The sequence below is a fragment of the Actinoplanes sp. NPDC051343 genome, from assembly GCF_044455125.1.
Taxonomy (GTDB): domain Bacteria; phylum Actinomycetota; class Actinomycetes; order Mycobacteriales; family Micromonosporaceae; genus Actinoplanes.
Map to the genome: position 1 here is coordinate 73396 of NZ_JBITEL010000009.1, position 21784 is coordinate 95179.

19 protein-coding genes and 1 pseudogene are annotated in these 21784 nt (G+C 72.7%); 7 read left to right on the forward strand and 13 right to left on the reverse strand.

The window, feature by feature from the left end; all coding sequences use genetic code 11:
* Positions 1 to 510: 510 nt before the first annotated feature.
* Positions 511 to 819 carry an AzlD domain-containing protein gene (locus ACIA5C_RS28265; RefSeq protein ID WP_396059827.1) on the reverse strand — a complete coding sequence of 103 codons (309 nt, stop codon included), beginning with the start codon at positions 817 to 819 and terminating at the stop codon, positions 511 to 513.
* Positions 813 to 1511 carry an AzlC family ABC transporter permease gene (locus tag ACIA5C_RS28270; RefSeq protein ID WP_396059829.1) on the reverse strand — a complete coding sequence of 233 codons (699 nt, stop codon included), beginning with the start codon at positions 1509 to 1511 and terminating at the stop codon, positions 813 to 815. Before ACIA5C_RS28270 ends, ACIA5C_RS28265 begins: the two co-directional genes overlap by 7 nt.
* A gap of 66 nt (positions 1512 to 1577) precedes the next feature.
* Here ACIA5C_RS28270 and ACIA5C_RS28275 point away from each other — a divergent pair, with 66 nt between their 5' ends.
* Positions 1578 to 2135: a helix-turn-helix domain-containing protein gene (locus tag ACIA5C_RS28275; RefSeq protein WP_396059831.1), complete on the forward strand. Its 558-nt coding sequence runs from the start codon at positions 1578 to 1580 to the stop codon at positions 2133 to 2135.
* Between the two features lie 19 nt (positions 2136 to 2154).
* Here ACIA5C_RS28275 and ACIA5C_RS28280 read toward each other — a convergent pair whose 3' ends face one another.
* The 6 genes from ACIA5C_RS28280 to ACIA5C_RS28305 all read right to left on the reverse strand — a co-directional run bounded on the left by ACIA5C_RS28280 (position 2155) and on the right by ACIA5C_RS28305 (position 9464).
* Positions 2155 to 3120, reverse strand: coding sequence for an ATP-binding cassette domain-containing protein (locus tag ACIA5C_RS28280; RefSeq protein WP_396059833.1), 966 nt, complete (start codon positions 3118 to 3120; stop codon positions 2155 to 2157).
* A complete protein-coding gene (locus ACIA5C_RS28285; RefSeq protein WP_396059835.1) occupies positions 3117 to 3917 on the reverse strand; it encodes an ABC transporter permease in 801 nt (266 codons plus the stop codon). The genes ACIA5C_RS28280 and ACIA5C_RS28285 overlap by 4 nt, the downstream gene beginning before the upstream one ends.
* Positions 3910 to 4761, reverse strand: coding sequence for an ABC transporter permease (locus ACIA5C_RS28290; protein WP_396060611.1), 852 nt, complete (start codon positions 4759 to 4761; stop codon positions 3910 to 3912). The genes ACIA5C_RS28285 and ACIA5C_RS28290 overlap by 8 nt, the downstream gene beginning before the upstream one ends.
* Positions 4762 to 5424: 663 nt before the next feature.
* Positions 5425 to 6174, reverse strand: coding sequence for a hypothetical protein (locus ACIA5C_RS28295; protein WP_396059837.1), 750 nt, complete (start codon positions 6172 to 6174; stop codon positions 5425 to 5427).
* A gap of 1643 nt (positions 6175 to 7817) precedes the next feature.
* Positions 7818 to 8444 carry a pentapeptide repeat-containing protein gene (locus ACIA5C_RS28300; protein ID WP_396060614.1) on the reverse strand — a complete coding sequence of 209 codons (627 nt, stop codon included), beginning with the start codon at positions 8442 to 8444 and terminating at the stop codon, positions 7818 to 7820.
* Positions 8445 to 8459: 15 nt separating this feature from the next.
* Positions 8460 to 9464 carry a hypothetical protein gene (locus tag ACIA5C_RS28305; protein WP_396059839.1) on the reverse strand — a complete coding sequence of 335 codons (1005 nt, stop codon included), beginning with the start codon at positions 9462 to 9464 and terminating at the stop codon, positions 8460 to 8462.
* 883 nt (positions 9465 to 10347) lie between these two features.
* On the opposite strand from ACIA5C_RS28305, the gene ACIA5C_RS28310 reads away from it, so the two are divergent.
* Both ACIA5C_RS28310 and ACIA5C_RS28315 read left to right on the forward strand, forming a co-directional pair.
* Positions 10348 to 11619, forward strand: coding sequence for a WG repeat-containing protein (locus ACIA5C_RS28310; RefSeq protein WP_396059841.1), 1272 nt, complete (start codon positions 10348 to 10350; stop codon positions 11617 to 11619).
* Between the two features lie 10 nt (positions 11620 to 11629).
* Positions 11630 to 12625 carry an aldo/keto reductase family protein gene (locus ACIA5C_RS28315; RefSeq protein WP_396059843.1) on the forward strand — a complete coding sequence of 332 codons (996 nt, stop codon included), beginning with the start codon at positions 11630 to 11632 and terminating at the stop codon, positions 12623 to 12625.
* 37 nt (positions 12626 to 12662) lie between these two features.
* Here ACIA5C_RS28315 and ACIA5C_RS28320 read toward each other — a convergent pair whose 3' ends face one another.
* Complete coding sequence (locus tag ACIA5C_RS28320) at positions 12663 to 13457, reverse strand: site-2 protease family protein (RefSeq protein ID WP_396059845.1); 795 nt, start codon at positions 13455 to 13457, stop codon at positions 12663 to 12665.
* Between the two features lies 1 nt (position 13458).
* The gene (locus tag ACIA5C_RS28325; RefSeq protein ID WP_396059847.1) at positions 13459 to 13656 is read right to left on the reverse strand and encodes a hypothetical protein; all 198 of its coding nucleotides are present in this window, start codon (positions 13654 to 13656) and stop codon (positions 13459 to 13461) included.
* A gap of 83 nt (positions 13657 to 13739) precedes the next feature.
* On the opposite strand from ACIA5C_RS28325, the pseudogene ACIA5C_RS28330 reads away from it, so the two are divergent.
* Positions 13740 to 15584: pseudogene (locus ACIA5C_RS28330) on the forward strand (bifunctional adenosylcobinamide kinase/adenosylcobinamide-phosphate guanylyltransferase); the annotation flags it as partial.
* Positions 15585 to 16033: 449 nt separating this feature from the next.
* Positions 16034 to 16768 carry an adenosylcobinamide-GDP ribazoletransferase gene (locus ACIA5C_RS28335; protein WP_396059849.1) on the forward strand — a complete coding sequence of 245 codons (735 nt, stop codon included), beginning with the start codon at positions 16034 to 16036 and terminating at the stop codon, positions 16766 to 16768.
* Here ACIA5C_RS28335 and ACIA5C_RS28340 read toward each other — a convergent pair.
* Positions 16727 to 17107: an MmcQ/YjbR family DNA-binding protein gene (locus tag ACIA5C_RS28340; protein ID WP_396059851.1), complete on the reverse strand. Its 381-nt coding sequence runs from the start codon at positions 17105 to 17107 to the stop codon at positions 16727 to 16729. The two genes, ACIA5C_RS28335 and ACIA5C_RS28340, sit on opposite strands and share 42 nt — an antisense overlap.
* The gene (gcvT, locus tag ACIA5C_RS28345; protein ID WP_396059853.1) at positions 17104 to 18207 is read right to left on the reverse strand and encodes a glycine cleavage system aminomethyltransferase GcvT; all 1104 of its coding nucleotides are present in this window, start codon (positions 18205 to 18207) and stop codon (positions 17104 to 17106) included. Before gcvT ends, ACIA5C_RS28340 begins: the two co-directional genes overlap by 4 nt.
* A 113-nt stretch (positions 18208 to 18320) precedes the next feature.
* On the opposite strand from gcvT, the gene ACIA5C_RS28350 reads away from it, so the two are divergent.
* Positions 18321 to 19856 (forward strand): leucyl aminopeptidase, encoded by a 1536-nt coding sequence (locus ACIA5C_RS28350; RefSeq protein WP_396059855.1) that lies wholly within the window; start codon positions 18321 to 18323, stop codon positions 19854 to 19856.
* A gap of 36 nt (positions 19857 to 19892) precedes the next feature.
* On the opposite strand, the gene ACIA5C_RS28355 is transcribed toward ACIA5C_RS28350, so the two are convergent.
* Complete coding sequence (locus ACIA5C_RS28355; RefSeq protein WP_396059857.1) at positions 19893 to 20279, reverse strand: hypothetical protein; 387 nt, start codon at positions 20277 to 20279, stop codon at positions 19893 to 19895.
* A 111-nt stretch (positions 20280 to 20390) separates the two neighbouring features.
* On the opposite strand from ACIA5C_RS28355, the gene lpdA reads away from it, so the two are divergent.
* Positions 20391 to 21779, forward strand: a complete 1389-nt coding sequence (lpdA, locus tag ACIA5C_RS28360) for a dihydrolipoyl dehydrogenase (protein ID WP_396059859.1) — start codon at positions 20391 to 20393, stop codon at positions 21777 to 21779.
* Positions 21780 to 21784 lie beyond the last annotated feature (5 nt).

The following is a 21784-nucleotide window of genomic DNA, read 5'->3' on the forward strand; positions in this document are numbered from 1 at the left end:
GCCCAGCACGGCGAAGCCCCGCCACGACCGCCCAGCACGGCGAAGCCCCGCCACGACCGCCCAGCACGGCGAAGCCCCGCCACGACCGCCCAGCACGGCGAAGCCCCGCCACGACCGCCCAGCACATCGCAGCCGATCAAGGAAGCCCGGCAAAGCGAACCCCGGCCACCGCAACCCCGCAAAGGGCAGCTGATCACCGCAGCCCGGCGAAGCGAACCCGGCCGCCGCAACCCTGCAAGGCGCGGCCGATCAGGGCAGCCTTGCGAAGGGAAGCCCGGCCAAGACGCCCTGGCGAAGCGAGGCCGCTAAGCCAGGCCGGCGGGCCGGGCAGCACAGGCGGGCAGCACAGGCGGGCAGCACAGACGGGCAGCACAGACGGGCAGCACAGACGGGCAGCACAGACGGGCAGCACAGACGGGCAGCACAGACGGGCAGCACAGACGGGCAGCACAGGCGGGCAGCACAGGCGGGCAGCACAGGCGGGCAGGGCAGGCGGGCAGGGCAGGCCGATCAGGGCAGGCCGGCGAGGCGGAGTAGGGCGGCTACGGCTGCGGCGGCCACGATGACGACCACGAAGGGGGCGCGGCGCCAGGCCAGCAGGGCACCTGCGGCGACGCCGGCTGGGCGGGCTAGTCCGGCGAAGTGGCTGCTCTCCATCAGAGCGGCCGTGCCGGCCAGCGCTGCGAGCAGGGCCGCGGCGGCGATCGGTAGCAGGCGCTGGAATGTGTCCGAGAGCTTGAGGCGGTCTCGCAGCAGCACCCCGGACAGCCGCATGGCGTAAGTGCCTACGCCCAGGGCCACGATCGCCGCGATCAGCATGATTCCGCTGCCTTCGGTGCGTCGCCGGCGGTCCGCGGAGACCCGGGTCTCACCAGTGTCAACAGTCCGGCCAGCGCGCACAGGACGGGCAGGCCGGCGGGCAGGACCGGGGTCAGCAGCACCGCGATCGCCGCGCCCGAGAGGGCGGCCAGCCGGGTTCGGCGGTCTCGCAGCGACGGCATGATCAGGGCGATCAGGCCGGCCGGGAATGCGGCGTCCAGGCCCAGCGCGTCCGTGTTGCCGACCGCGCCGCCCAGGAGTACGCCGAGGGCGCTGCCCAGGTTCCATGATGCGAACAGGGTTACGCCCATCAGCCAGTAGACCTTGCGGCGCCGGGCCGGGTCGGGTTCGGCCAGGGTGAACGCGACCACCTCGTCGGTCATCAGGTGGCTGCCGACCATGCGGGTGGACAGCCGGGAGCCGACCGTGCCGCCGACCGCCAGGCCGAACGGCAGGTGGCGGGCGTTCAGCAGCAGGCCCGCGAAGACGGCGGCCAGCGGGTTGCCGGCGGCGATGAGGCCGACCGCCAGGAACTGGGCGCCGCCCGCGAAGACCACGGTCGACAGGAGGAACGGGGCCCAGGTCGGCAGCCCGTACGAAATCGCAATCGCCCCGAACGACGCGCCCACCGCGATCATCGCCGCGGCGATGGCCGCCGCATCCCGAAGGAGCGTTCGCTCTATCGTCCGCATGGTTTGAAATAATGAACCCGAACCGAATCGTTCGTCAAACCGAACAAACCGATCGACGGAGCGAACATGCAGCAGCCTCCCGCGCCCCCGCTGGCCGACATCGCCGCCGCGCTACGCCGCGAGCGGCAACGTGCCGGGCTCTCGATCACCGAGCTGGCCCGGCAGGCCGGGCTGGCCAAGTCGACGTTGTCGCAGCTGGAGAGCGGCACCGGCAACCCCAGCATCGAGACGTTGTGGTCGCTGGGGGTGGCGCTCGGCGTGCCGTTCAGCCGGCTGGTCGAGCCGCCGCCCGCCCGCGTACAGGTAATTCGGGCCGGTGAAGGCCCGCGCCTGCCGGCCGATGAGGCCGATGTGCTGGTCAAGCTGTTGAGCGCGGGCTCCGCCCGCACGCGCCGCGACCTGTACGTGATGGAGCTCGAACCCGGGCAGCCGCGCGAGGCGGTCGCGCACATCCCGGGCAGCGTCGAACACATGGTGATCGGCGGGGGCCGGGTGAAGGCCGGCCCGGTCGGTGACGAGGTCGAGCTGGGGCCGGGCGATTACGTGACTTTTCCCGGCGACGTGGATCATCACTACGAGGCGCTCGAGCCCTCGTGGCTGGTGCTGATCATGGAACACATCTGATCCGGACCGCCGGGGGAAATCATCGGGACCCCTGTGGATAACCGCCGTAGAGGCGGGCCACCACGTCCTCGATGTCCGGCTCGACCACCGACAGGTCGCGCACCGACGCCGCCCCGACCAGACCGGCCACCGCGGCGCCCGCCGACACCCCGTCCAGCGAGAACGTGACCCGATGCCCGTCCGCCTCGACCGCGCTCAGCGAGGCGCCCGGAATGACGAAACCGGGCGGGAGCGGCGCGTCCAGGTCGACGATCAGGCTGCGCCGCGAACCGTAGCGGGCGTGCAGCGCCTCGATCGTGCCGTCGTGCACCACCCGGCCGTGGTCAATCACGACCAGGCGGCGGCACAGGCGTTCGATGTCGGCCAGATCGTGGGTGGTCAGCACCAGCGTGACGTCGCCGGTGCGACCGAGTTCGGCCAGGAACGAGCGCACCGCCTGCTTGCTCACCACGTCCAGGCCGATCGTCGGCTCGTCGAGGAACAGCACCCGCGGGCCGTGCAGCAGCGCCGCCGTCATCTCGCCGCGCATGCGCTGGCCCAGCGACAGCTGCCGCACCGGGGTGTCCAGGAAATCGTCGAGGCCGAGCAGTTCCCGGCAGCGGCGAAGGCGGACCGCGTGCTCCGAAGGCGGCACCCGGTAGATGTGCCGGAGCAGCTGGAACGACTCGTGCAGGGGCAGGTCCCACCAGAGCTGCGAGCGTTGCCCGAAGACCACGCCGATCTGCAGTGCGAGCCTGGTGCGCTGCGGCACCGGGGTGAGGCCGAACACCGACACCTCGCCCGCGGTCGGCGTGAGCACCCCGGTCAGCATCTTGAGCGTGGTCGATTTGCCGGCGCCGTTCGGACCGATGTAGCCGACCATCTCGCCGGGCTCGATGGTCAGGCTGACGCCGTCCACGGCCGCGACCGTACGTTTCTCTCGGCGGAAACGGCCGGTTTTTACCCGTACGGAAAAGGTCTTTTGAAGGTTTTCCATGCGAATCATGAGCCGGTGCTCCGATAGTGACGGACGCCGGAACGCCACACCAGGGCGGCGATCAGCGTGGCGGGCAGGCAGACGAGCGGCGATGCGTAGCCGGCCCAGGCCGGCAGGCCGAGCGGGTCACGGCGGCCGAGAAGGACCAGCGCCGGCTGGTAGGCGACGAAACCGAAACCCAGGGCGTACGCGAAGAGGTCGCGGAACCACCCTTGATAGACCGAGGTCGGGTACGAGGTGAAGTCGCGCCCGCCGTACGTGAAGCCGTTGCCGATCTCGCCCGAGTCGACCCACCAGAAGGCCAGGCTCGCGCTCAGCACGAAGATCGACGCGAAGAAGAACGCGCCGCCGATCGGTGCCGCGATCGCCAGCGCCACCTTGCCGGGCGTCCAGCGCACGTGGTTGAGGTGCAGGGCGACGCTGTAGAGGGTGACGCCGAACGCGACCCGCAGCACCTTGCGGATCGGCAGATCCATGAAGATCAGCTGGGGCAGGACGCCGAGCGGACGCAGCAGGATGGTGTCGAGGGTGCCCGAGCGTACGAACTTCTTGAGGTCGTCGATGTTGCCGACGATCGAGTCGCAGAGCACGAAGCCGGACATGGCCAGGCCGGTCATCAGCACGGCCTCGGTCAGCGTGAACCCGCCGACGTAGGTGGCCGCCCGGAACAGCACGAACACGGTGAGCACGTCGAGGACCGTGCTGGCCAGATTGCTGAACACCTCGAACACGAACGAGGTGCGGTAGGACGCCACCGAGCGCACCTTCCCGGCGATCATCGCGGCGTACGCCCGCAGCTCACCCACCCTGCACCACGAGCTTGCGCTCGGCCTTCTGCTGCACCTTCCGGGCCAGGTAGAGCAGCACGACCGCCCAGATGGCCTGCAGAGCGACAAGTCCGACTTGTCGCCCAGAGGGGTCGCGTTCGACAAGCACGTCGATCGGGGTCTGCAGCAGACCGGGCAGCGGCGTGCCGATCCAGAGAGTGACCGTCGCCCACCCCGGCAGCAGGCGCAACGGGAAATAGAGGCCGCAGAGCACGGCCGAACCGAGCGTCCACAACATGATCGGGCCGCGGGCGTCCTGCAACCAGTACGCGGTGGCGTTGACCAGGAACCGGCAGCCAAAACAGCCGACCACGGCCAGTGCCGTGCTGGCCAGGAACAACGGCACGGTCTGCCACCGGTGCGGAACCGAAACCGGGAAGACCAGCGCGCCGACAACGACCGGAGGCACGAACCGGGTGAGCATCCCGTGCAGGCCCCGGCCCAGGTCAGCAGCGAGATAGGCCACCACCGGCGACACCGGACGTAACAGGTCGGACGCGACATCACCGGTACGGATGCGGTCGGCCAGCTCCGTCCAACCCCAAATTCCGGTGACAATCAGTAGGCCCTGGCCCACCCAGACGAACGCGGCCAGCTGCCGGACGTCGTAGCCGCCCGGATGGCCGCCACTCGCGCCCGCAGCCACCGCGAGCAGCACGTAGCAGCGAAGGAAGCCGAAGACTATGTTGGTGAACGTTCCGGCTATGGTGGCTTGCCGATAGGTCGCGTACCGCCGGAAACCCGACCACACCAGTGCACCGAAAGTAGCGACGGAGGCCCGGATCGGACGGCCCGGAGAGATCGTCAGCACGCTGGCGTCAATCCGGTCCACGCCGTTAATCTCCTCTCCAAACCCCGCAGTGGAGCCGGGCGACTCTACCCGGGTCTCCGGACGGCCACCGCGCATTTTCTGACGAAGTGGAATTGCCGTGACGGAGCGTTGCCAGCCACCGGGACACCCCTTGGGTGCCCGATGAACGGCTGGAGCTCCTCCGAGGGCAACGACCGGTGGGACGACGAGCCGGCCTGGGTCTACGAGATCACCTGGGAGTGGGAACCCCTCCCCGGACAGCGCTACCCGGGCGACCCCGGACGCCGCAAGGCCGTACACACCCCCGTCTACGAGGCGTCCCGCGGCGACGACCGGGGAGTCGGCCGCGCATCGGTGGGCGCGGCTTCCGGTCCGCCCGCGCCTTCGTCGCGGCCGGCCCCCGAGCCGTACGCCGGGAAGCCGTCTCCCGACCGCGAGAACGGCCCTTACGGCGCCCGGCCGGCAGCGGCCGTCCCGCCCCAGCGCGACGAGCCGTCCTGGAACCGCCCGGTCGCCATGCCCAACCACATCCCCGACGACCGCACCCGCCAGCCCGCCCGGCCCGCTCCCGACGGCCGCCCCGGCTCCGGTTCCGGCGGTCGTCCGGCGGCTCCCGACCAGCGGCGGGCACCCTACGGCCGCGACAGCCAGCCCGGCTTCCGCGACGCACCGGACTCATTCCGCAACGGGCCCGGCCGTGACGCCGGGCCGAACCGCGACGCTGCGCCCGGTCGCGACGGCGCGCCCAGCCGCGACGGCGCGCCCAGCCGCGACGGCGCTTCCGCACGTGAGCGCGCTGACCAGTTTCGCGGTGGACCCGGGCGCGACGCACGCGGCCGCGAGGGCGGTCCAGGGCGCGACCCGCACGGGCGGGAAGCCGCATTCCAGGATGGTCCTGCCTCGGGCGGCCAGTTCCGCGACGGGCCGGGGAACCCTGGCCAGGCTCGCGGACGCCAGCATCCCGATCGGGACGGCCAGCTCCGCGACGGTCCGGGCCGGGAGGCCGCGTTGCGTGGGGGCTTGGGGCGCGACGGCGGGTTCCACGACGGACCGCGCGACCAAGGCTCGCCGCAAGCCGACGAGCGCTTCCGCGAGCGGTCCGGCCGCGAGGGTTCCCCTCGCCCGGAGGACCGTGTCCGCGAGGGTTCCGGCCGCGACAGTGGCCCGCGCCCGGACGGCCAGTTCCGCGAGGCGCCGGGCCGGGACGGTCTCCGCCGTCCGGACGACCAGTTCCGCGAAGCGCCGGGCCGCCGTCCGGACGACCGCTTCCGTGAGGGGCCGGCCCGAGACAGTGCCCCGCGCCCGGACGACCAGTTCAGCGAGGGGCCGGCCCGAGACGGTGGCCCGCGCCCGGACGACCACTTCCGCGAGGGGCCGGCCCGAGACGGTGGCCCCCGTCCGGACGACCACTTCCGCGAGGGACAACGGCCCGGACCGTTCCCGCCGCAGCCGCGGTCGGCTCCAGCGGTGCCCGTCAACCCGGGCAACCCGCAGGCCACCACCGGGCCGGGCCATCGCCAGGCCTCCGCTGCGACCTCGCCGAGCGGCCGCCAGCAGGGCGTCGGCGGCCGTGCCTCGGTAGCACCGGCCTCCGGACCCGCCGGCCGCTCCGCTTCGTCGCCGACCTCCGGACCGACCTCTGCGCCGGCACCGGTCGGCCGCGCGACCTCGGCGCCGGCCTCCGGACCCGCCGCTCACTCGACCCCGCCCACCGGACCGGCCGGCCGGCCGGCGCCGCCGACCGGAGCTGCCGCCCACACGGGGCCGCCCACCGGACCGGCTGGACACACGGGGGCCACGTCGGGGCCGGCTGGCCGTCCGGTGCCGTCGCTTCCCGTCTCCGGGCCTGCGGGCGGCGGTGCGGCGGCCCCGGTTTCCGCTGCGGGCCATCCGCAAAACCCCGAGACCACCCAGCGGGTCGGCCTCGGCCCGCGCCCAGGTTCGACCGGCCGGGCGACCATCCCGCCCGCGCCGAGTCAGCGCGGCCCGACAGCCCCCGCCTCCGGACCGGCCGCGCACGCCGGCGAATCGCCCGCCGCGCCGACTTCCGGCCGCCCGGCCGCGCCCGTGTCGCCGTCGGGTGCCGCCTACGGCAGCGCCCGGCCCGCACCCGCGGGTGCGTTCCCGGCCTACCCGGACGGCCGTCCCACTGCGCGGCCGTCGGACGCCCCGTTCGACCTGCGGGCGGCGCCCGAGGTGGGCACGCCCGCGCCGGCCCGTCCGGCTCCCCAGCCGACCCGCGTCACGCCCAGCGGCCCGGCATCGCCGCCGGCCCCGATCTACCCGAGCGTTCCCGGCCAGCCCGGGCCGGGCGGACGCCGGCCCGCTACCCCGCAGCCCGGCAGCCCCGTCGCGCCGCGGGCCGCCGGTCCGCACCAGCCGCAGGCGGCCGACCCCAACCCGTTCGGCGGTCGCCCCGCGCCGGCTTCAACACCGCGCGATCCCCACGCCTACGGCCCCCGCCCGGCGGGCCCGGCCCCTCAAAGCCCACGGCCCGTGTCGGCCCCGGTCGGCACGCACCCGGTCTCGGCGGCCGGCGACCCCAACGCGTACGGCTCAAGGCCCGGTGCCAACGGCCCGGGCCCCGCCTCGCCGCCCGGGGATCCCCATTTTCCGGATCCGCGGCCGGCCGAGCCGAACCCCTACGCGCCCCGCCCGACCGACACTGGGCACGCGGCGGCTGCAGTCCCCGAGCAGTGGTCGCCGGCGCAGCCGAGCAGCGGGATGCCGCACGTCGGCCGGCCCGGCGCGGGTGCGCAGCACCAGCCGGAACCGTTCGGAAGCGGCCGCGAGCCGGCCGACGAGTTCCGGGCCGACCGCGGAACGCCGGAGCAGTTCGACGTGGCCCCGGTGTCGCCGGCCGGCGCGGATGCGCCGGAGCCGGTCACGGCACCGCCCTATTCAGCGCCGGACCCGGCCGGGATCGAGCCGGTCACCGCACCCCCGGCGGATCCTGCCACGAGCTGGGCCGATTCGGTCTGGGAACGGAGCGCCGCCCCCGAACCGGAGCCGGCCGTCGAGGAACAGCGGCACGGGCTCGGTTGGCTGCTCTCGCAGAGCGGGCTCGGTCAGCCTTCGCCGGGGCCCGAATTCGCGGACCCGGCGGCAGCACAGTCCGGCTTCAACCTGCCGGACGAGACGCGCCCGGTCAGCGCCAAGCCGGCCGGCGCCCAGCCGGTCAGCGCTATGCCCGCTAGCGCGCAGCCGGTCAGCCCGCAGCCGGTCAGCGCCACGCCGGCCAGGACCCAGCCGGTCAGTGCCCAGCCGATGAGCGCAGCGCCCGCCAGCGCGCAGCCTGTGAGCGCAGCGCCCGCCAGCGCCCAGCCGGCCAGCGTGCAGCCTGTGAGCGCTGCCCCGACCAGCGCGCAGCCTGTGAGCGCTGCTCCGACCAGCGCACAGCCGTTCAGCTCCGGTCCGGTCAGCGGCGCATCGAGCAGCCCGACGGCTGCCAGCGGGCCGAGCAGCAGCGGGCAACCGGGTAGCTCGCTGCCATTTGGCGATGCGCCGGGCAGCGCGCAGGCGTTCGACAGGGTGCCCCCCAGCTCCGCGCCGGCAAGTGGGCAGCCCATCAGTTCGCAACCGGACGGGGGTGCGCCACGGTTCAGCAGCGCGCCGACCAGCGGGCAACCCGTCAGCGCCGCACCGGCCAGCGCGCAGCCGTTCAGCACGGCGCCGGCCAGCGCCGTGCCGGCCAGTGGACGGCCCTCCGGCTACCCGCAGTCCGTCAGCGGAGCGCCAGCCGGCGCATCGGCGGTCAGCGGCGGGCCAACCTCCGTCGGAGCGGGCAGTTCGGCGCCGGTGAGTTCGGCGCCGGCGGCGGAGGACTGGTTTGCGCCCAGCGGGGCGCTGCCGATCATCGTGCCGGCGGCCCGCACCGGGTCGGACGCCTTCGAGGACTCGGCGGCGCCGGTCGAGGCCGAGACGTTCGAGGCGCGGTTTGTTGAGGCCGAGATCATTGATGCCGAGATCGTCGAATCGGAGACGGTCGAGGCCGAGATCGTCGACGAGCCGGCCTCCGGCCTGGCCGGCGACGGCCGACGCTTCGAATCGGAGGGGACGGACCAGCCGATCGAGACCGACATCGTCGACGCAGTCATCGTCGATGCCGAGCCGGTCTCGCCCCAGCCCATGCTGGCGCAACCCGTCTCGGCCCGGCCCACGTCGGCCCAGCCCGTGTCGGCCCAGCCCGTGTCGGCCCAGCCCGTGTCGGCCCAGCCCGTGTCGGCCCAGCCCGTGTCGGCCCAGCCGGTGTCGGCCCAGCCGGTGTCTGGGCAGCCCAGCTGGGGCGATCCGATCTCGGTCGAACCGGTCTCGGTCGAGCCAGTCTCAGCGCAGCCCGCGTCCGGTGAGCCGGCTCCGACTGAGCCGATTTCCGCGCAGCCGAGCTGGGGCCAGCCGACTTCGGTCGAGTCGGCTTCGGCGCAGCCAACCTTCAGTGAGCCGGACCCGATCAAGCCAGTTTCGGCGCAACCGAGCTGGGGCGAACCGACTTCTGTGGAGCCGGTTGCGGCGCAGCCAACCTCCAGCGGGCCGACTCCGGTCAAGCCAGTTTCGGCGCAGCCGGGCTGGGGCGAAGCGACTTCAGCCGAACCAGTCTCGGCCCAACCCGCCTTCGGTGAGCCCACTTCGACCGAGCCGGTGTCGGCGCAGCCGAGCTGGGGCCAGCCGATCTCGACCGAACCGATCTCGGCCCCACCCGCGTTCGGCGAGCCCACCTCGACCGAGCCGGTGTCGGCGCAGCCGAGATGGGATGAGAGCAGCTCGAGGGAGCCGATTTCGAAGCCGTCGGCGGCGGCCGAACCCGCCTCTGGTCCGGAGGCATCGGTTCACTTCGCGTCGGCCGCGAACACCTCACCGCATTTGGTCTCCGCTCAGCCTTCGACGACCGAGCCGTCCGCCGCCGCTGAGCCCGTCCCGGCCCGCCCGGTTGCCGCCCGGCCCACGCCCGCCGAACCGACCGTGACTCAACCAGTCTCGGCCCCGCCCACGCCCGCGGAACCGACCCCTACCCAACCAGTCTCGGCCCCGCCCACGCCCACGGAACCGACCGCGACCCAACCAGTCTCCGCTCAGCCCACGCCCGCGGAACCGACCCAGCCCGCCTCTGCTCCGCCGATGGCAGCGGAGCAAACCCTGGCCCAACCGGTCTCCGCGCCGCCGACGGCGGACGAATCGGCCCCAGCCGAGCCGAAACCCGCTCAGGTCACCGCCGTCGAGCCCGAGCCGCCCTCATCGGCCGCCGAGCCGAAGCCACTCGAACCGGCTTCCACTGAGTCGACAGCGGCCGCATCCACGCCGCCCGAAGTCGACCGAGCCGAGACCTCGCCCGCTGAAACTGGCCCCGCCGACGCTCAGCCCACCGAAGCCGGCCCGACCGACGACCAGCCCGCAGAAACCGGCCCAGCGAGTGACCAACCGGCAGAAACCGGCACAGTCGCTGGCGAACCCGCCGAAACGAGCACGGCCGGGGCCCAGGCCGTGGGCGCCCGAGACGACGCTGGGGACCTCCAGGACGGCATCCGGACGGTGCGGGGGCCGATTCGGCAGCGGCGGGCTGCGGCGCCTACCGGGGATCGGCGGCGGCAGGATCCGGAGCAGGTGCTTGCCGCGTACCCTCTGGTTTTTTATCCCGAGACGCTGCGTGAGCAGATCGAGGAGAGCGACCCCATGTGGGTCGTCGTCGACCGGCTTACCGACAAGCTGGAGTATGCCGAGCGCGACGCCGTCCGTGCCCGCCTGCTGAGCCTTCGGGCGGTGGCCGGTCGGCTGCTCGGCGACCTCGGGCCGGCCGAGGCCGATGGGCGGCAGGCGCTGGAGCATGCCCGGAAGGCCGGCGACATCCGGCTTGTCGCGACCGCGCGGGCTCGGCTCGCACAGGTTTTGCAGTGGAAGGGTGAGGTTGCCGAGGCGGACCGGCTCTACGCCGAGGCGGCCAGCCCGGAGGTGCCGGCGCGGCTGCGGGCCGAGGTGCATGAGCTGGCCGGGCGGTCGGCGTTCGAGCAACGGCGTTATCTGGAGGCCGTCAACCACTTCGAGACGGCGCTCGATCTGCGCAAGGGTGCCGATCCGGAGATGGTGGAGCGCATCGAGCTGGCGCTCGATGAGATTACCCGGCACACGTCGGGCGGGTGGGGGCCCTACCCGCGCACCCGGGAAGAGATCATGGGCGAGGCGGCGGCCCCACGGCCGCTTCGGGACGAGAGTTCCGGGCTTTTCGGGTACGTCGGAGCAGTGTCCCCTCGTTTTGCGCAGGCTCAGCCGTTTGCCGATGGGGTGGCCTGGGTGCGGCGTCCGGAGGCGCCGGCCTGGGAGCTGATCGACGAGTCGGGCCGGGTGCTTATCGACGCCTCCGCGGGCTATCTGGCTGCCGAGCGGTTCGCCGAGGGGCTGGCCTGGGTGTCCCGCGAGCAGCGGGGCGGCTGGGTGGCGATCGACCGGCACAACCGGGTGATCGTGCCGGTGGGGTTCGACGACGCGAAGCCGTTCCACCGGGGGCTGGCCCTGGTGCAGCGGGGCGGCTGGGGTGCGATCGATCCTCAGGGCCGGGTCGTGGTGCAGCCGCGCTACCGCGGGTTCGCGACCGCGCTGGTGCACGGCGGGCTGATCGACGGGTTCACCGAGGAGGGCCTGGCCGTCGTGGACGCCGGTGACCGTTACGGGGTCATCGACCGTTCCGGGCAGCTGATCGTGGCCCCGGTGCACGCCGCCGTACGCATCCACCCGACCGCGTTCCTGATCGCCGACAAGTACGGGCTGTGGGGTGCGCTCGACCGGGACGGCGAGCCGATGGTCGAGCTGAAGTTCAAGGACCGGGCCGATGTGCTGGACGAGATCGACCGCCTTTCTCCCGAGCCGCGCCCCGTCCTGTAGAAAAGGGCTCATGGAGTTCCGTCATCTGGGCCGTTCGGGCCTGCTCATCAGCGAGATCGCGTACGGCAACTGGATCACTCACGGTCTGCAGGTCGAGGAGGAGGCCGCCGCCGCGTGCGTGCGGGCCGCCCTCGACGAGGGGATCACCACCTTCGACACCGCCGACGCCTATGCGACCGGCGCGGCCGAGGCGGTGCTGGGCCGGGCGCTGCACGGTGAGCGCCGCGAGGGTCTGGAGATCTTCACCAAGGTCTACTGGCCGACCGGTCCGGGGCCCAACGACCGCAGCCTGTCCCGCAAGCACATCATGGAGTCGATCAACGCGTCGCTGGGCCGGCTGCAGACCGACTACGTCGACCTCTACCAGGCCCACCGCTACGACTACTCGACGCCGCTCGAGGAGACCATGCAGGCGTTCGCCGACGTGGTCCGGCAGGGCAAGGCGCTCTACATCGGCGTGTCGGAGTGGAACGCCACCCAGATCCGGGCCGGGTGGGAGATGGCGCAGGATCTGAAGATCCCGTTCGTCTCCAACCAGCCGCAATATTCGGCGCTGTGGCGGGTCATCGAGGCCGAGGTGGTGCCGACCTCGATCGAGCTGGGCGTCGGCCAGGTGGTGTTCTCGCCGATCGCGCAGGGCATCCTGACCGGCAAGTACAAGCCCGGCGCCTCCCTGCCGGAGGGGTCGCGGGCGACCAGCGAGGCCGGGTCGCGCTTCATCCAGCGCTTCCTCACCGACGACGTGCTGACCGCGGTGGCGAAGCTGCAGCCGCTGGCCGAGCAGGCCGGGCTGTCGATGGCGCAGCTGGCGGTGGCCTGGGTGCTGCAGAACGACAACGTGTCGGCGGCGATCGTCGGGGCGTCGCGGCCGGAGCAGGTGCGTGACAACGTGAAGGCTTCGGGCGTACGCCTGGACGCCGACCTGATGCAGGCGATCGACGAGGCCCTCGACCCGGTGGCCGAGCGCGATCCGTCGAAGACGGAGAGCCCGGCCCGCCGGCCCTGAGCCGGTTCCGCCCGGCGGCATCGCCGCCGGGCGGATCTCAGGACCAGAACCGCATCAGATCGAACCCGGACGCGATGAGCCCGCTGTCGAGCCCGAGCCGGTCGGTGAAGAAATAGACGAAGCTGAAGAAGTATTCGTTGGCCCGTGACTGCCAGAGCAGCACGAAGAGCAGGATGAAGCCGTACGGCGCGAACAGGTTCCACGCCCGCTGATATTCGCGGCTGAGCCACGGATAGACGATGCCGCCGCCGTCCAGGCCGGGGATCGGCAGCAGGTTGAGGATCGCGGCCGTGACCTGCAGGAAGGCCAGCAACGCGAGCGCCGCCCAGAACGCGTAGTGCGGGTCCGACGGGTCGGCGAAGGTGAAGTCGCGGGCCAGGAACGGCACCGAGGCGATCAACGCCAGCACGATGTTGGCCAGCGGGCCGGTCGCGCTGATCAGCGAGTCCTTGACGCGGCTGTTGATGTGCCGGTGGTCGATCCAGACCGCGCCGCCGGGCAGGCCGATGCCACCGATGATGACCACGATGACCGGCAGGATGATCGACAGCAGCGGGCTGGTGTATTTGAGCGGGTTGAGCCGCAGATAGCCCTTGTCGGCGACGCTGTGGTCGCCGGAGAAGTAGCCGGCGACCGCGTGACCGTACTCGTGGAGGCAGAGCGACACGAGCCACCCGGCCACCACGAACAGGAAGACGTCGACGCCGACGTTGCCGAAGCGGGTCCACGCCATGAAACCGCTGACCGCGAACACCGCGACAATGCCCAGAAAGATCGGGCTCGGCACGAAGGCGCTGTTGGGGCGCCGGGTGGAGACCGGTTCGTAAGTCACGTCACTCCGCCGGTAGGAGGCTCATCTGATAGTCGACCCGATCATCCTCGACCAGCGCCACCTGGGCGACCCCGGCCTCGGCCAGCGTGCGCCACTCCTGACCGATCCACGACTCGGCATCGGCCTGGCTGCTGAAGGTCTCGGCCGGACCGCTCACCGGCTGTCCGTCGACGTTCTCATAGCGCCAGCTCCACGGCATATCCGTGTTCCCTCCAGGTCCTCGGTCGGTGCGCCTCCACCCTACGGCGTCGCGCTGTGACGCCCGGCCTTAAGGTACGGGGCATGTCCGATGATCGGTGGAACACGGTCCTGGTGCTCGGCGGGACCCGGTCCGGCAAGTCCGCGTTCGCCGAGGCACTGGTGTCCGGAGCCCCGTCGGTCCGTTACGTGGCGACCGCTGTCGGCGGCGAGGACGACCCGGAGTGGCTGGCCCGCATCGAGGAGCACCAGCGCCGCCGGCCGCAGTCCTGGTCGACCGAGGAGACGGGCGCCGATCCGGCCCGGCTGACCGAGGTGCTGCTGGACGCCAAGCCCGACGAGACACTGCTGGTCGACGACCTCGGCGGCTGGGTGGCGGCGGTGCTCAACCCGTCCCGGCAGCCCAACGACGACCAGGCCGACGTGGCCGCGCTGGCCGAGGCCGTACGCGCGTGCGCGGCCCGCGTCGTGTTCGTCAGCCCCGAGGTCGGCCTGTCGCTGGTGGCCGCGACGCCGATCGGACGGGCGTTCGCCGACGCGCTCGGCACGACCAACCAGGCCCTCGCCGGCGCCTGCGACGCGGTCGCCCTGGTCGTCGCCGGCCGCACGATCTGGCTCAAGGGCCGCGCCGCGGCCACCGCCGACCGGAAGATCACGTTCGAGGCGCCGACGATGGTCGGGGCGCCGCCGGTCGCCGATCCGGTCGCCGAGGCGGCGATCGTCGAGGTCGAGCCGCTCGCCCTCGACAGCCTGGTCATCGAGGTCGGCATGGACCTGCCGCTGCCCGACGACGACGCCGGTGTGGAGGCTCGCGAGCGGCTGGACACTTTGGACTTCGCCGGGGCCGGCCTGGGCGTGCTGGTCGAGGCGGTCGAGTTCGCGGCGTCCGCCCAGGGCACCGTCACCCCGAGCCCGTGGACCGCGCCCCGGGTCCTGCTCATCACCGGCGGCCACTCCGGCGGCGCCGCGGCGGGCGACGACGCGGCCGACGTCGAGCGGCGGGTCGCCCAGGTGACCGACGGCGCCGGCGTGCTCAACCGCCTGGCCGGCCCGGCCGGCGCCGACATCGCGGTCGTCCGCACGTCGACGGTGGCCGAGATGGAGGACGGCCCGGTCCTCGACGAGGCGGCCGCCGAGGCGGCGCTGCACCGCGGCTGGCAGCTGGCCGACGCGGCCGCCGACGCCGGACGCGACGTGCTGGTGCTGGCCTCGATCGGCGTGGGCACCGACGCGGTGGCGACCGCGGTGATGGCCGCCACGACCGGCGCCGAGCCGGTCTCGATGCTTCCGCGGGTGCTGCTGCCGGGCGGCCGGTTCGACGACGACGCCTGGATGGTGCGCTGCGCCGCGGTCCGCGACACGATGCACCGCATCCGGCAGGAGCCGCGCGGCGCGATCGACATCCTGCGCCAGATCGGCGGCCCCGACCTGGCGGTGGCGACCGGCGCGATCCTCGGCGCGGCCAACCGCCGCCTGCCGGTGGTGCTCGACGGCCCGGTCGGGGTGGCGGCGGCCCTGATCAGCCGCGACATCGCCACCCAGGCCCGGCACTGGTGCCTGCTGCCGGACACCGGCGATCTGGCGCTGGTGCGCCAGGGCGCCGACGTACTCGGGCTGGCCCCGCTGGTCGACCTGGGGCTGGGCCTCGGCGAGGGCGCGAACGCCCTGGCCGCGCTTCCGTTGCTCCGCACCGCGATCGGCCTGGCCGGCGCGGCGGGCAAGCACCCGGCGCTGTCGGACGAGGCCGTGTCGGACGAGGCGCAGTCGGACGAGGCGCAATCGAGCGAGGCGCAATCGAGCGAGGCAGCGGCCTACGAGGCGCGCGTGGCCGGCACGACCGACCTCATCGTGCCCAACGACGACGCCGACGTGGACCTGGCCGAGCCCGAGCCCGCCGGCCCCGGCCCGGCGTCGACCGAGCCGGAAGCCGACTCGGAAGCCGAGGCGGAAGCCCAGCCGGAAGCCGAGGCGGACGCCCAGCTGCACCAAGCCGAGGCAGACGCTCAGCCCCGAGCGGCGACGGCTACGACGAACGTCCAGCCGGACCAGGCCGAAGCGGGAACTCAGCCCGGCGGCGCGGCGACGGCTGCGGCGGACGGCCAGCCGGACCAGGCCGAAGCGGGAACTCAGCCCGGCGGCGCGGCGACGGCTACGACGAACGTCCAGCCGGACCAGGCCGAAGCGGACGCTCAGCCCGGCGGCGCGGCGACGGCTGCGGCGGACGGCCAGCTGGACCAGGGCGAGGCGAACGGTCAGCCCGGCGGCTCGGCGGCGGCTGCGGCGGATGCCCGGCCGGACGGCACCCCGGCCGAGGCAAACGGTCAGCCCGGGGGCTCGGCGGCGGGCGCTGAGCCGAGGCGCCCGGCGACGACCGAGGAGTGATCGACGGGCTGCGGCTGGCGTTCACCACGCTGACCGTTCTGCCGATCCGCGGCGGCCGCGTCGACCGGGCCGCGGCCCGGGTTGCGATGAGTGTCGCGCCCGCGGTCGGCGCGCTGCTCGGGCTCGTGCTGGGCGGGATTCTGTGGCTGCTCCGTGAGGCCCACGCGCCCGGCCTGGTCGCGGCCGGCGTCGCCGTCGCCGCCGCCGGCCTGCTGACCCGGGGCATGCACCTGGACGGGCTGGCCGACACGATCGACGCGCTCGGCTCCTACCGCCGCGGCGACGAGGCGCTGGCCGTCATGAAGAAGGCCGACATCGGCCCGTTCGGCGTCGCCGCCATTGCGGTCACCGTGCTGATCCAGGCGGGCGCCCTGACCGGGATGCCGGTTGCCGGGGTCGTCGTGGCCTGGGCGGCGGGCCGGCTCGCGATTCCGATCGCCTGCCGCCGCGGTGTTGCGGCGGCCCGGCCGCAGGGCCTGGGCGCGCTGGTCGCGGGCACGGTGCCGGTGCCGGTCGCAGCCGTCGGCGCGGTCCTGGTGGCGGGAGCGGCGATTGCCGCGGCCCCGGACCGTCCGTGGCAGGGGCCGGCCGCCGTCGTTGCCTCGGGCGCCGTCGTGGTCCTTCTGGTGCGACATGCGGTACGCCGGTTCGGCGGCATCACCGGCGACGTACTGGGTGCGGCCGTCGAGCTAGCCACCACGGTGGCCCTGATCGGCCTGTCCCTGGGCTGAGTCGTACGCCTTCACGACCCGCTTCGGCGCGGTTCGCCGCCATGCGTCCTCGACGACCCGTCGCAGTTCCTCCGGGTCGGCCCGGCCGAGGTCGACCCGCACCCAGCCGAAGCGGCCCACGTAGGCCGACTTCGCGTACACCGAGGGTGCGCCCGCGATCAGCTCGGCCTGCTCCTCCGGCGACGCTTTGACGGAGGCGAAGGTGGAGTCGGGGTCGCCCATCACGAAGATTTTCTCGCCGTAGCGCAGCGTGTGCTCGTTCCAGCGCTCGACGAAGACTTCCCGGGTGCCCGGCAGCGCCAGCACCCAGGACCTGATCTGCGCGTAGGTGAGGCTCACCGCACCGAGGTCTGCACGAACGGCGGCCGGGTCACCCGCGCCTCGACCTTGCGGCCGCGGATGTCGATCTCGACGACGTCGCCGTCGGCCACCCCGGCCGCGGTGTCGAGCAGCGCCAGCGCGATCCCGACCTTCCTGGTCGGCGAGAAGGTGCCGCTGGTCGTCTCGCCGATCGCCTGGCCACCCGCGTACACCGTCATGTGGCCGCGGGGGATGCCGCGGCCGGTCAGCTCGAGGCCGCGCAGCGTGCGCCGGGCGCCGACCGCCTTCTCGGCCAGCAGCGCGTCGCGGCCCCAGAACGCCGGTTTGTCCCAGCCGACCGCCCAGCCCGACCGGGCCTGCACCGGGGTGATCTCGCGGGACAGGTCCTGGCCGTGCAGCGGGTAGCCCATCTCGGTGCGCAGCGTGTCGCGGGCGCCCAGGCCGCACGGCTGCACGCCCTCGGCGACCAGCGAGTCCCACACCGTGACCGCGTCGTCGGATGCAACGACAAGTTCGTAGCCGTGCTCGCCGGTGTAGCCGGTGCGGCACACGATGACGTCGGCCTCGCCGAGCCCGGTCTGCACGAACGACATGTAGTCGTGGCCGGTCGGCAGGCCCAGGTGGGTCAGCGCCTCGACCGAGCGTGGGCCCTGTACGGCGAGGACCGCGTACATCTGGTGCTCGTCGCTGATCGTGACGCCCTCGGGGGCGGCTGCCGCCAGACGGCGCACCACCTCGGCCGTGTTGGCCGCGTTGGGGATCAGGAACACCTCGTCGTCGGCGATCAGGTAGGCGATGAGGTCGTCGACCACGCCGCCGTCCTCGGCGCAGCAGAGCGTGTATTGCGCCTGCCCGGGTTTGATCCGGCCGAGGTCGTTGGTGAGGCAGGAGTTGACGAACTCGGCCGCGCCGGCCCCGCGAACGCGAGCCTTGCCGAGGTGCGAGACGTCGAAGGCGCCGACCCCCTCGCGTACGGACGCGTGCTCGCGGAGAACGCCGCCCCCGGCGTACTCCAAAGGCATCTCCCAGCCGCCGAAGGCGGCGAACTTCGCGCCCAGCGCGACGTGCCGCTCATGCAGGGGCGAACGGAACAGGGCATCGGTGACCTCGCCAGACATGAGAGTCAACTTACCCGTGACCTCGCCCTTGGTTAGAGTCGCGGGGACACCCCACCCGAAACGACCGGCGCGCCCACCAGGCGCCCGGCAATCCAGATGCCCGGAGAGCCCGAGTGAGCCTGCCCAGCCTTCGCCTGGTCGACACCGACCCGGCCGAACTGACCGTCGACGCCATCGTCATCGGCCTGCACAGCCAGCCCGATGAGGACGGCACCCTGCTGCCTGCCGCCGGCGCGGAGAGCATCGCCGCGGCCTTCGACGGCCGGCTCACCGCGACCCTCGCGCTGCTCGGCGCGACCGGGGCGGCGGGCGAGGTGACGAAGCTGGCCACCCTGGGCACGATCACCGCGCCGCTGGTGGTCGCGGTCGGCCTGGGCGACGAGCCGTCCGGTTCGGCCCCGGCACCGGAGACGTTGCGCCGGGGCACCGGCGCGGCGGTGCGCGCGCTGGCCGGCAGCGGGACGGTGGCGCTGGCCCTGCCGGTTCCGGACGACGCGGACGGCCCGGGGGTGTTGCGGGCGATCCTCGAGGGTGCGCTGCTCGGGTCGTACAAGTTCGCGGGCTACAAGACCAAGCCGTCGAAGACCAGGCGCGACCCGGTCGCGGCGCTGCAGATCCACGTGGCCGACGCGAGCGACACCGCGGCGGCTGCCGAGCTCACCCGGGCCGAGGTCGTCGCCCGGGTGGTGCGGCAGACCCGCGACTGGGTCAACCAGCCGGGTAACCTGCTGCGGCCCCCGCAGTTCGCCGACGCGGTGGCGGCGGCGGCCGAGGGCACCGGCCTCGAGGTCGAGGTGCTCGACTTCGAGGCGCTCAAGGCCGGCGGGTACGGCGGCATCGTGGCGGTCGGGCAGGGTTCGGAGGCGCCGCCCCGGCTGGTCAAGCTCACCTACACCCCCGAGGGCGTCGACAACCCCAAGAAGGTGGCGCTGGTCGGCAAGGGCATCACCTTCGACACCGGCGGCATCAGCATCAAGCCGAACGCCGGCATGTGGGAGATGAAGTCGGACATGGCGGGTGCGGCCGCGGTCGGCGCCACGCTGCTCGCGGTGGCCGCGCTCAAGCCGGGCGTTGCGGTGACCGGCTACCTGGCGATGGCGGAGAACATGCCGTCCGGCTCGGCGTACCGCCCGGGCGACGTGATCACGATGTTCAACGGCAAGCGGGTCGAGGTGCTCAACACCGACGCCGAGGGCCGCATGGTGCTGGGTGACGCGATCGCGCGGGCCTGCGCCGACGGTGCGGAATACGTGTTCGAGACGTCCACCCTGACCGGCGGCCAGGTCATCGCGCTGGGCACCCGGGTGGCCGGGCTGATGGGCTCGGACGCGGCGACCTCGCTCGTCAAGGCGGCGGGCGACGCGGTCGGCGAGCCGGCCTGGCCGATGCCGCTGCCGGACGAGGTGCGCAAGGGCATGGAGTCGGAGATCGCCGACATCTGCCAGACCAACGCGAGCCTCGACCGGGCCGGGCACATGCTGCAGGGCGGTGTCTTCCTGCGGGAGTTCGTGGCCGACGGCGTGGAGTGGGCGCACATCGACATCGCGGGCCCGAGCTTCCACACCGGGGAGCCGTCGGGCTATATCAGCAAGGGCGGTACGGGTGTTCCCGTGCGTACATTCCTCAAGCTGATCGACGACCTGGCGTAAGCCTGTCATCAGCAATCCGAAAAGCGACAAGAGGGGTCACGAAGCGTCGCCCGCGCCTTGCGGGCGGCGTTTCTGCCGCGAGTTGTAGTCGCGCATGCGTGGCGGGTAGCCCAGCAGGCGGACGTCGTAGACCGGCATCGACAGCTGGTGGGCGAAGCGGCGGGCGACCTCGGGCGACTCGATGCGCCGGCGGGTCCACTCGCCGTCGTGTGCGACGAGCAACAGCGTGGTCTCGGTCACGGTGGTGCGGGGTTCGATGAATGCCTCGACCCCTCGGCGCGAGCGGACAAACTCGGCGAGGTAGTCCAAGTCGGCCCGGTCGACCGGTGTCACCCGTACCCCACGCGGCTCTCTGCCGCGCCGAAACCAGGCCACTTCCCGCTCCTCACGCTCAATTGCCGCAAGGGTACGTCCCGGCCGCATGTCGCGGGGCACCTGAGTGCATTGACCGGTTATCCAAGTGACAAGATGGCGTGGACGCATTGTCTTCCATTGTGTGACCCACATGGCGACGACCCGACCTCTGGAGTCAACGTGAGCCAGCCGAACGGCGGAACCTTCGACCTCGTCATCCTCGGCGCCGGCAGCGGTGGTTATGCGGCCGCCCTGCGCGCGGCCGAGCTCAACCTGTCGGTCGCGCTGATCGACGAGGCGGAATGGGGCGGCACCTGCCTGCACCGCGGCTGCGTGCCGACCAAGGCGCTGCTGCACGCCGCCGAGATCGCCGACCAGACCCGCGAGAGCGAGCAGTTCGGCATCAAGGCCGACCTGGTCGGCATCGACATGGCGGGCGTCAACGCCTATAAGGAAGGCGTCGTCTCGCGGCTTTACAAGGGGCTGCAGGGTCTGCTCAAGCAAGACAAGATCACCCAGATCGCGGGCCACGGCAAGCTGGTCGCGAAGGACACCGTCGAGGTCGACGGCCAGCGCATCACCGGCCGCAACATCATCCTGGCGACGGGGTCCTACTCGCGGACCATCCCGGGCCTCGAGATCGACGGCACCCGGGTGATCACCAGCGAGCACGCGCTCAAGCTCGACCGCGTGCCGTCCTCGGCGATCGTGCTCGGCGGCGGCGTGATCGGCGTCGAGTTCGCCAGCGTCTGGAAGTCGTTCGGCGCCGACGTGACGATCATCGAGGCGCTGCCCCGGCTGGTCGCGCTCGAGGACGAGGACATCTCGAAGCAGGTCGAGCGGGCGTTCCGCAAGCGGAAGATCAACTTCAAGGTCGGCAAGCCGTTCGAGAAGGTCGAGCACACCGAGAACGGCGTCCGCGCGACGATCGCCGGCGGCGAGACCGTCGAGGCCGAGGTGCTGCTGGTCGCGGTCGGCCGCGGAGCCCGCACCTCCGACCTGGGCTACGAGGAGCAGGGCATCACGCTCGACCGCGGCTTCGTGATCACCAACGAGCGGCTGCACACCGGCGTCGGCAACATCTACGCGGTCGGCGACATCGTGCCCGGCCTGCAGCTGGCGCACCGCGGCTTCGCGCAGGGCATCTTCATCGCCGAGGAGATCGCCGGGCTGCACCCGGCCGTGATCGACGAGACCGGCATCCCGCGCGTCACCTACTGCGACCCCGAGGTCGCTTCGATGGGTCTGACCGAGGCCAAGGCCAAACAGCAGTACGGCGCTGACAAGGTCACGACGTACAACTACAACCTGGGCGGCAACGGCAAGAGCCAGATCCTCAAGACGCAGGGCTTCGTCAAGCTGGTCCGGCTGAACGACGGGCCGGTGCTCGGCGTGCACATGGTCGGCGCCCGGATGAGCGAGCAGGTCGGCGAGGCGCAGCTGATCTACAACTGGGAGGCTTTCCCGGAAGAGGTGGCCCAGCTCGTGCACGCTCACCCGACGCAGAACGAGGCGCTCGGCGAGGCGTTCCTCGCGCTGTCCGGCAAGCCCCTACACGCCCACAGCTGACAGTA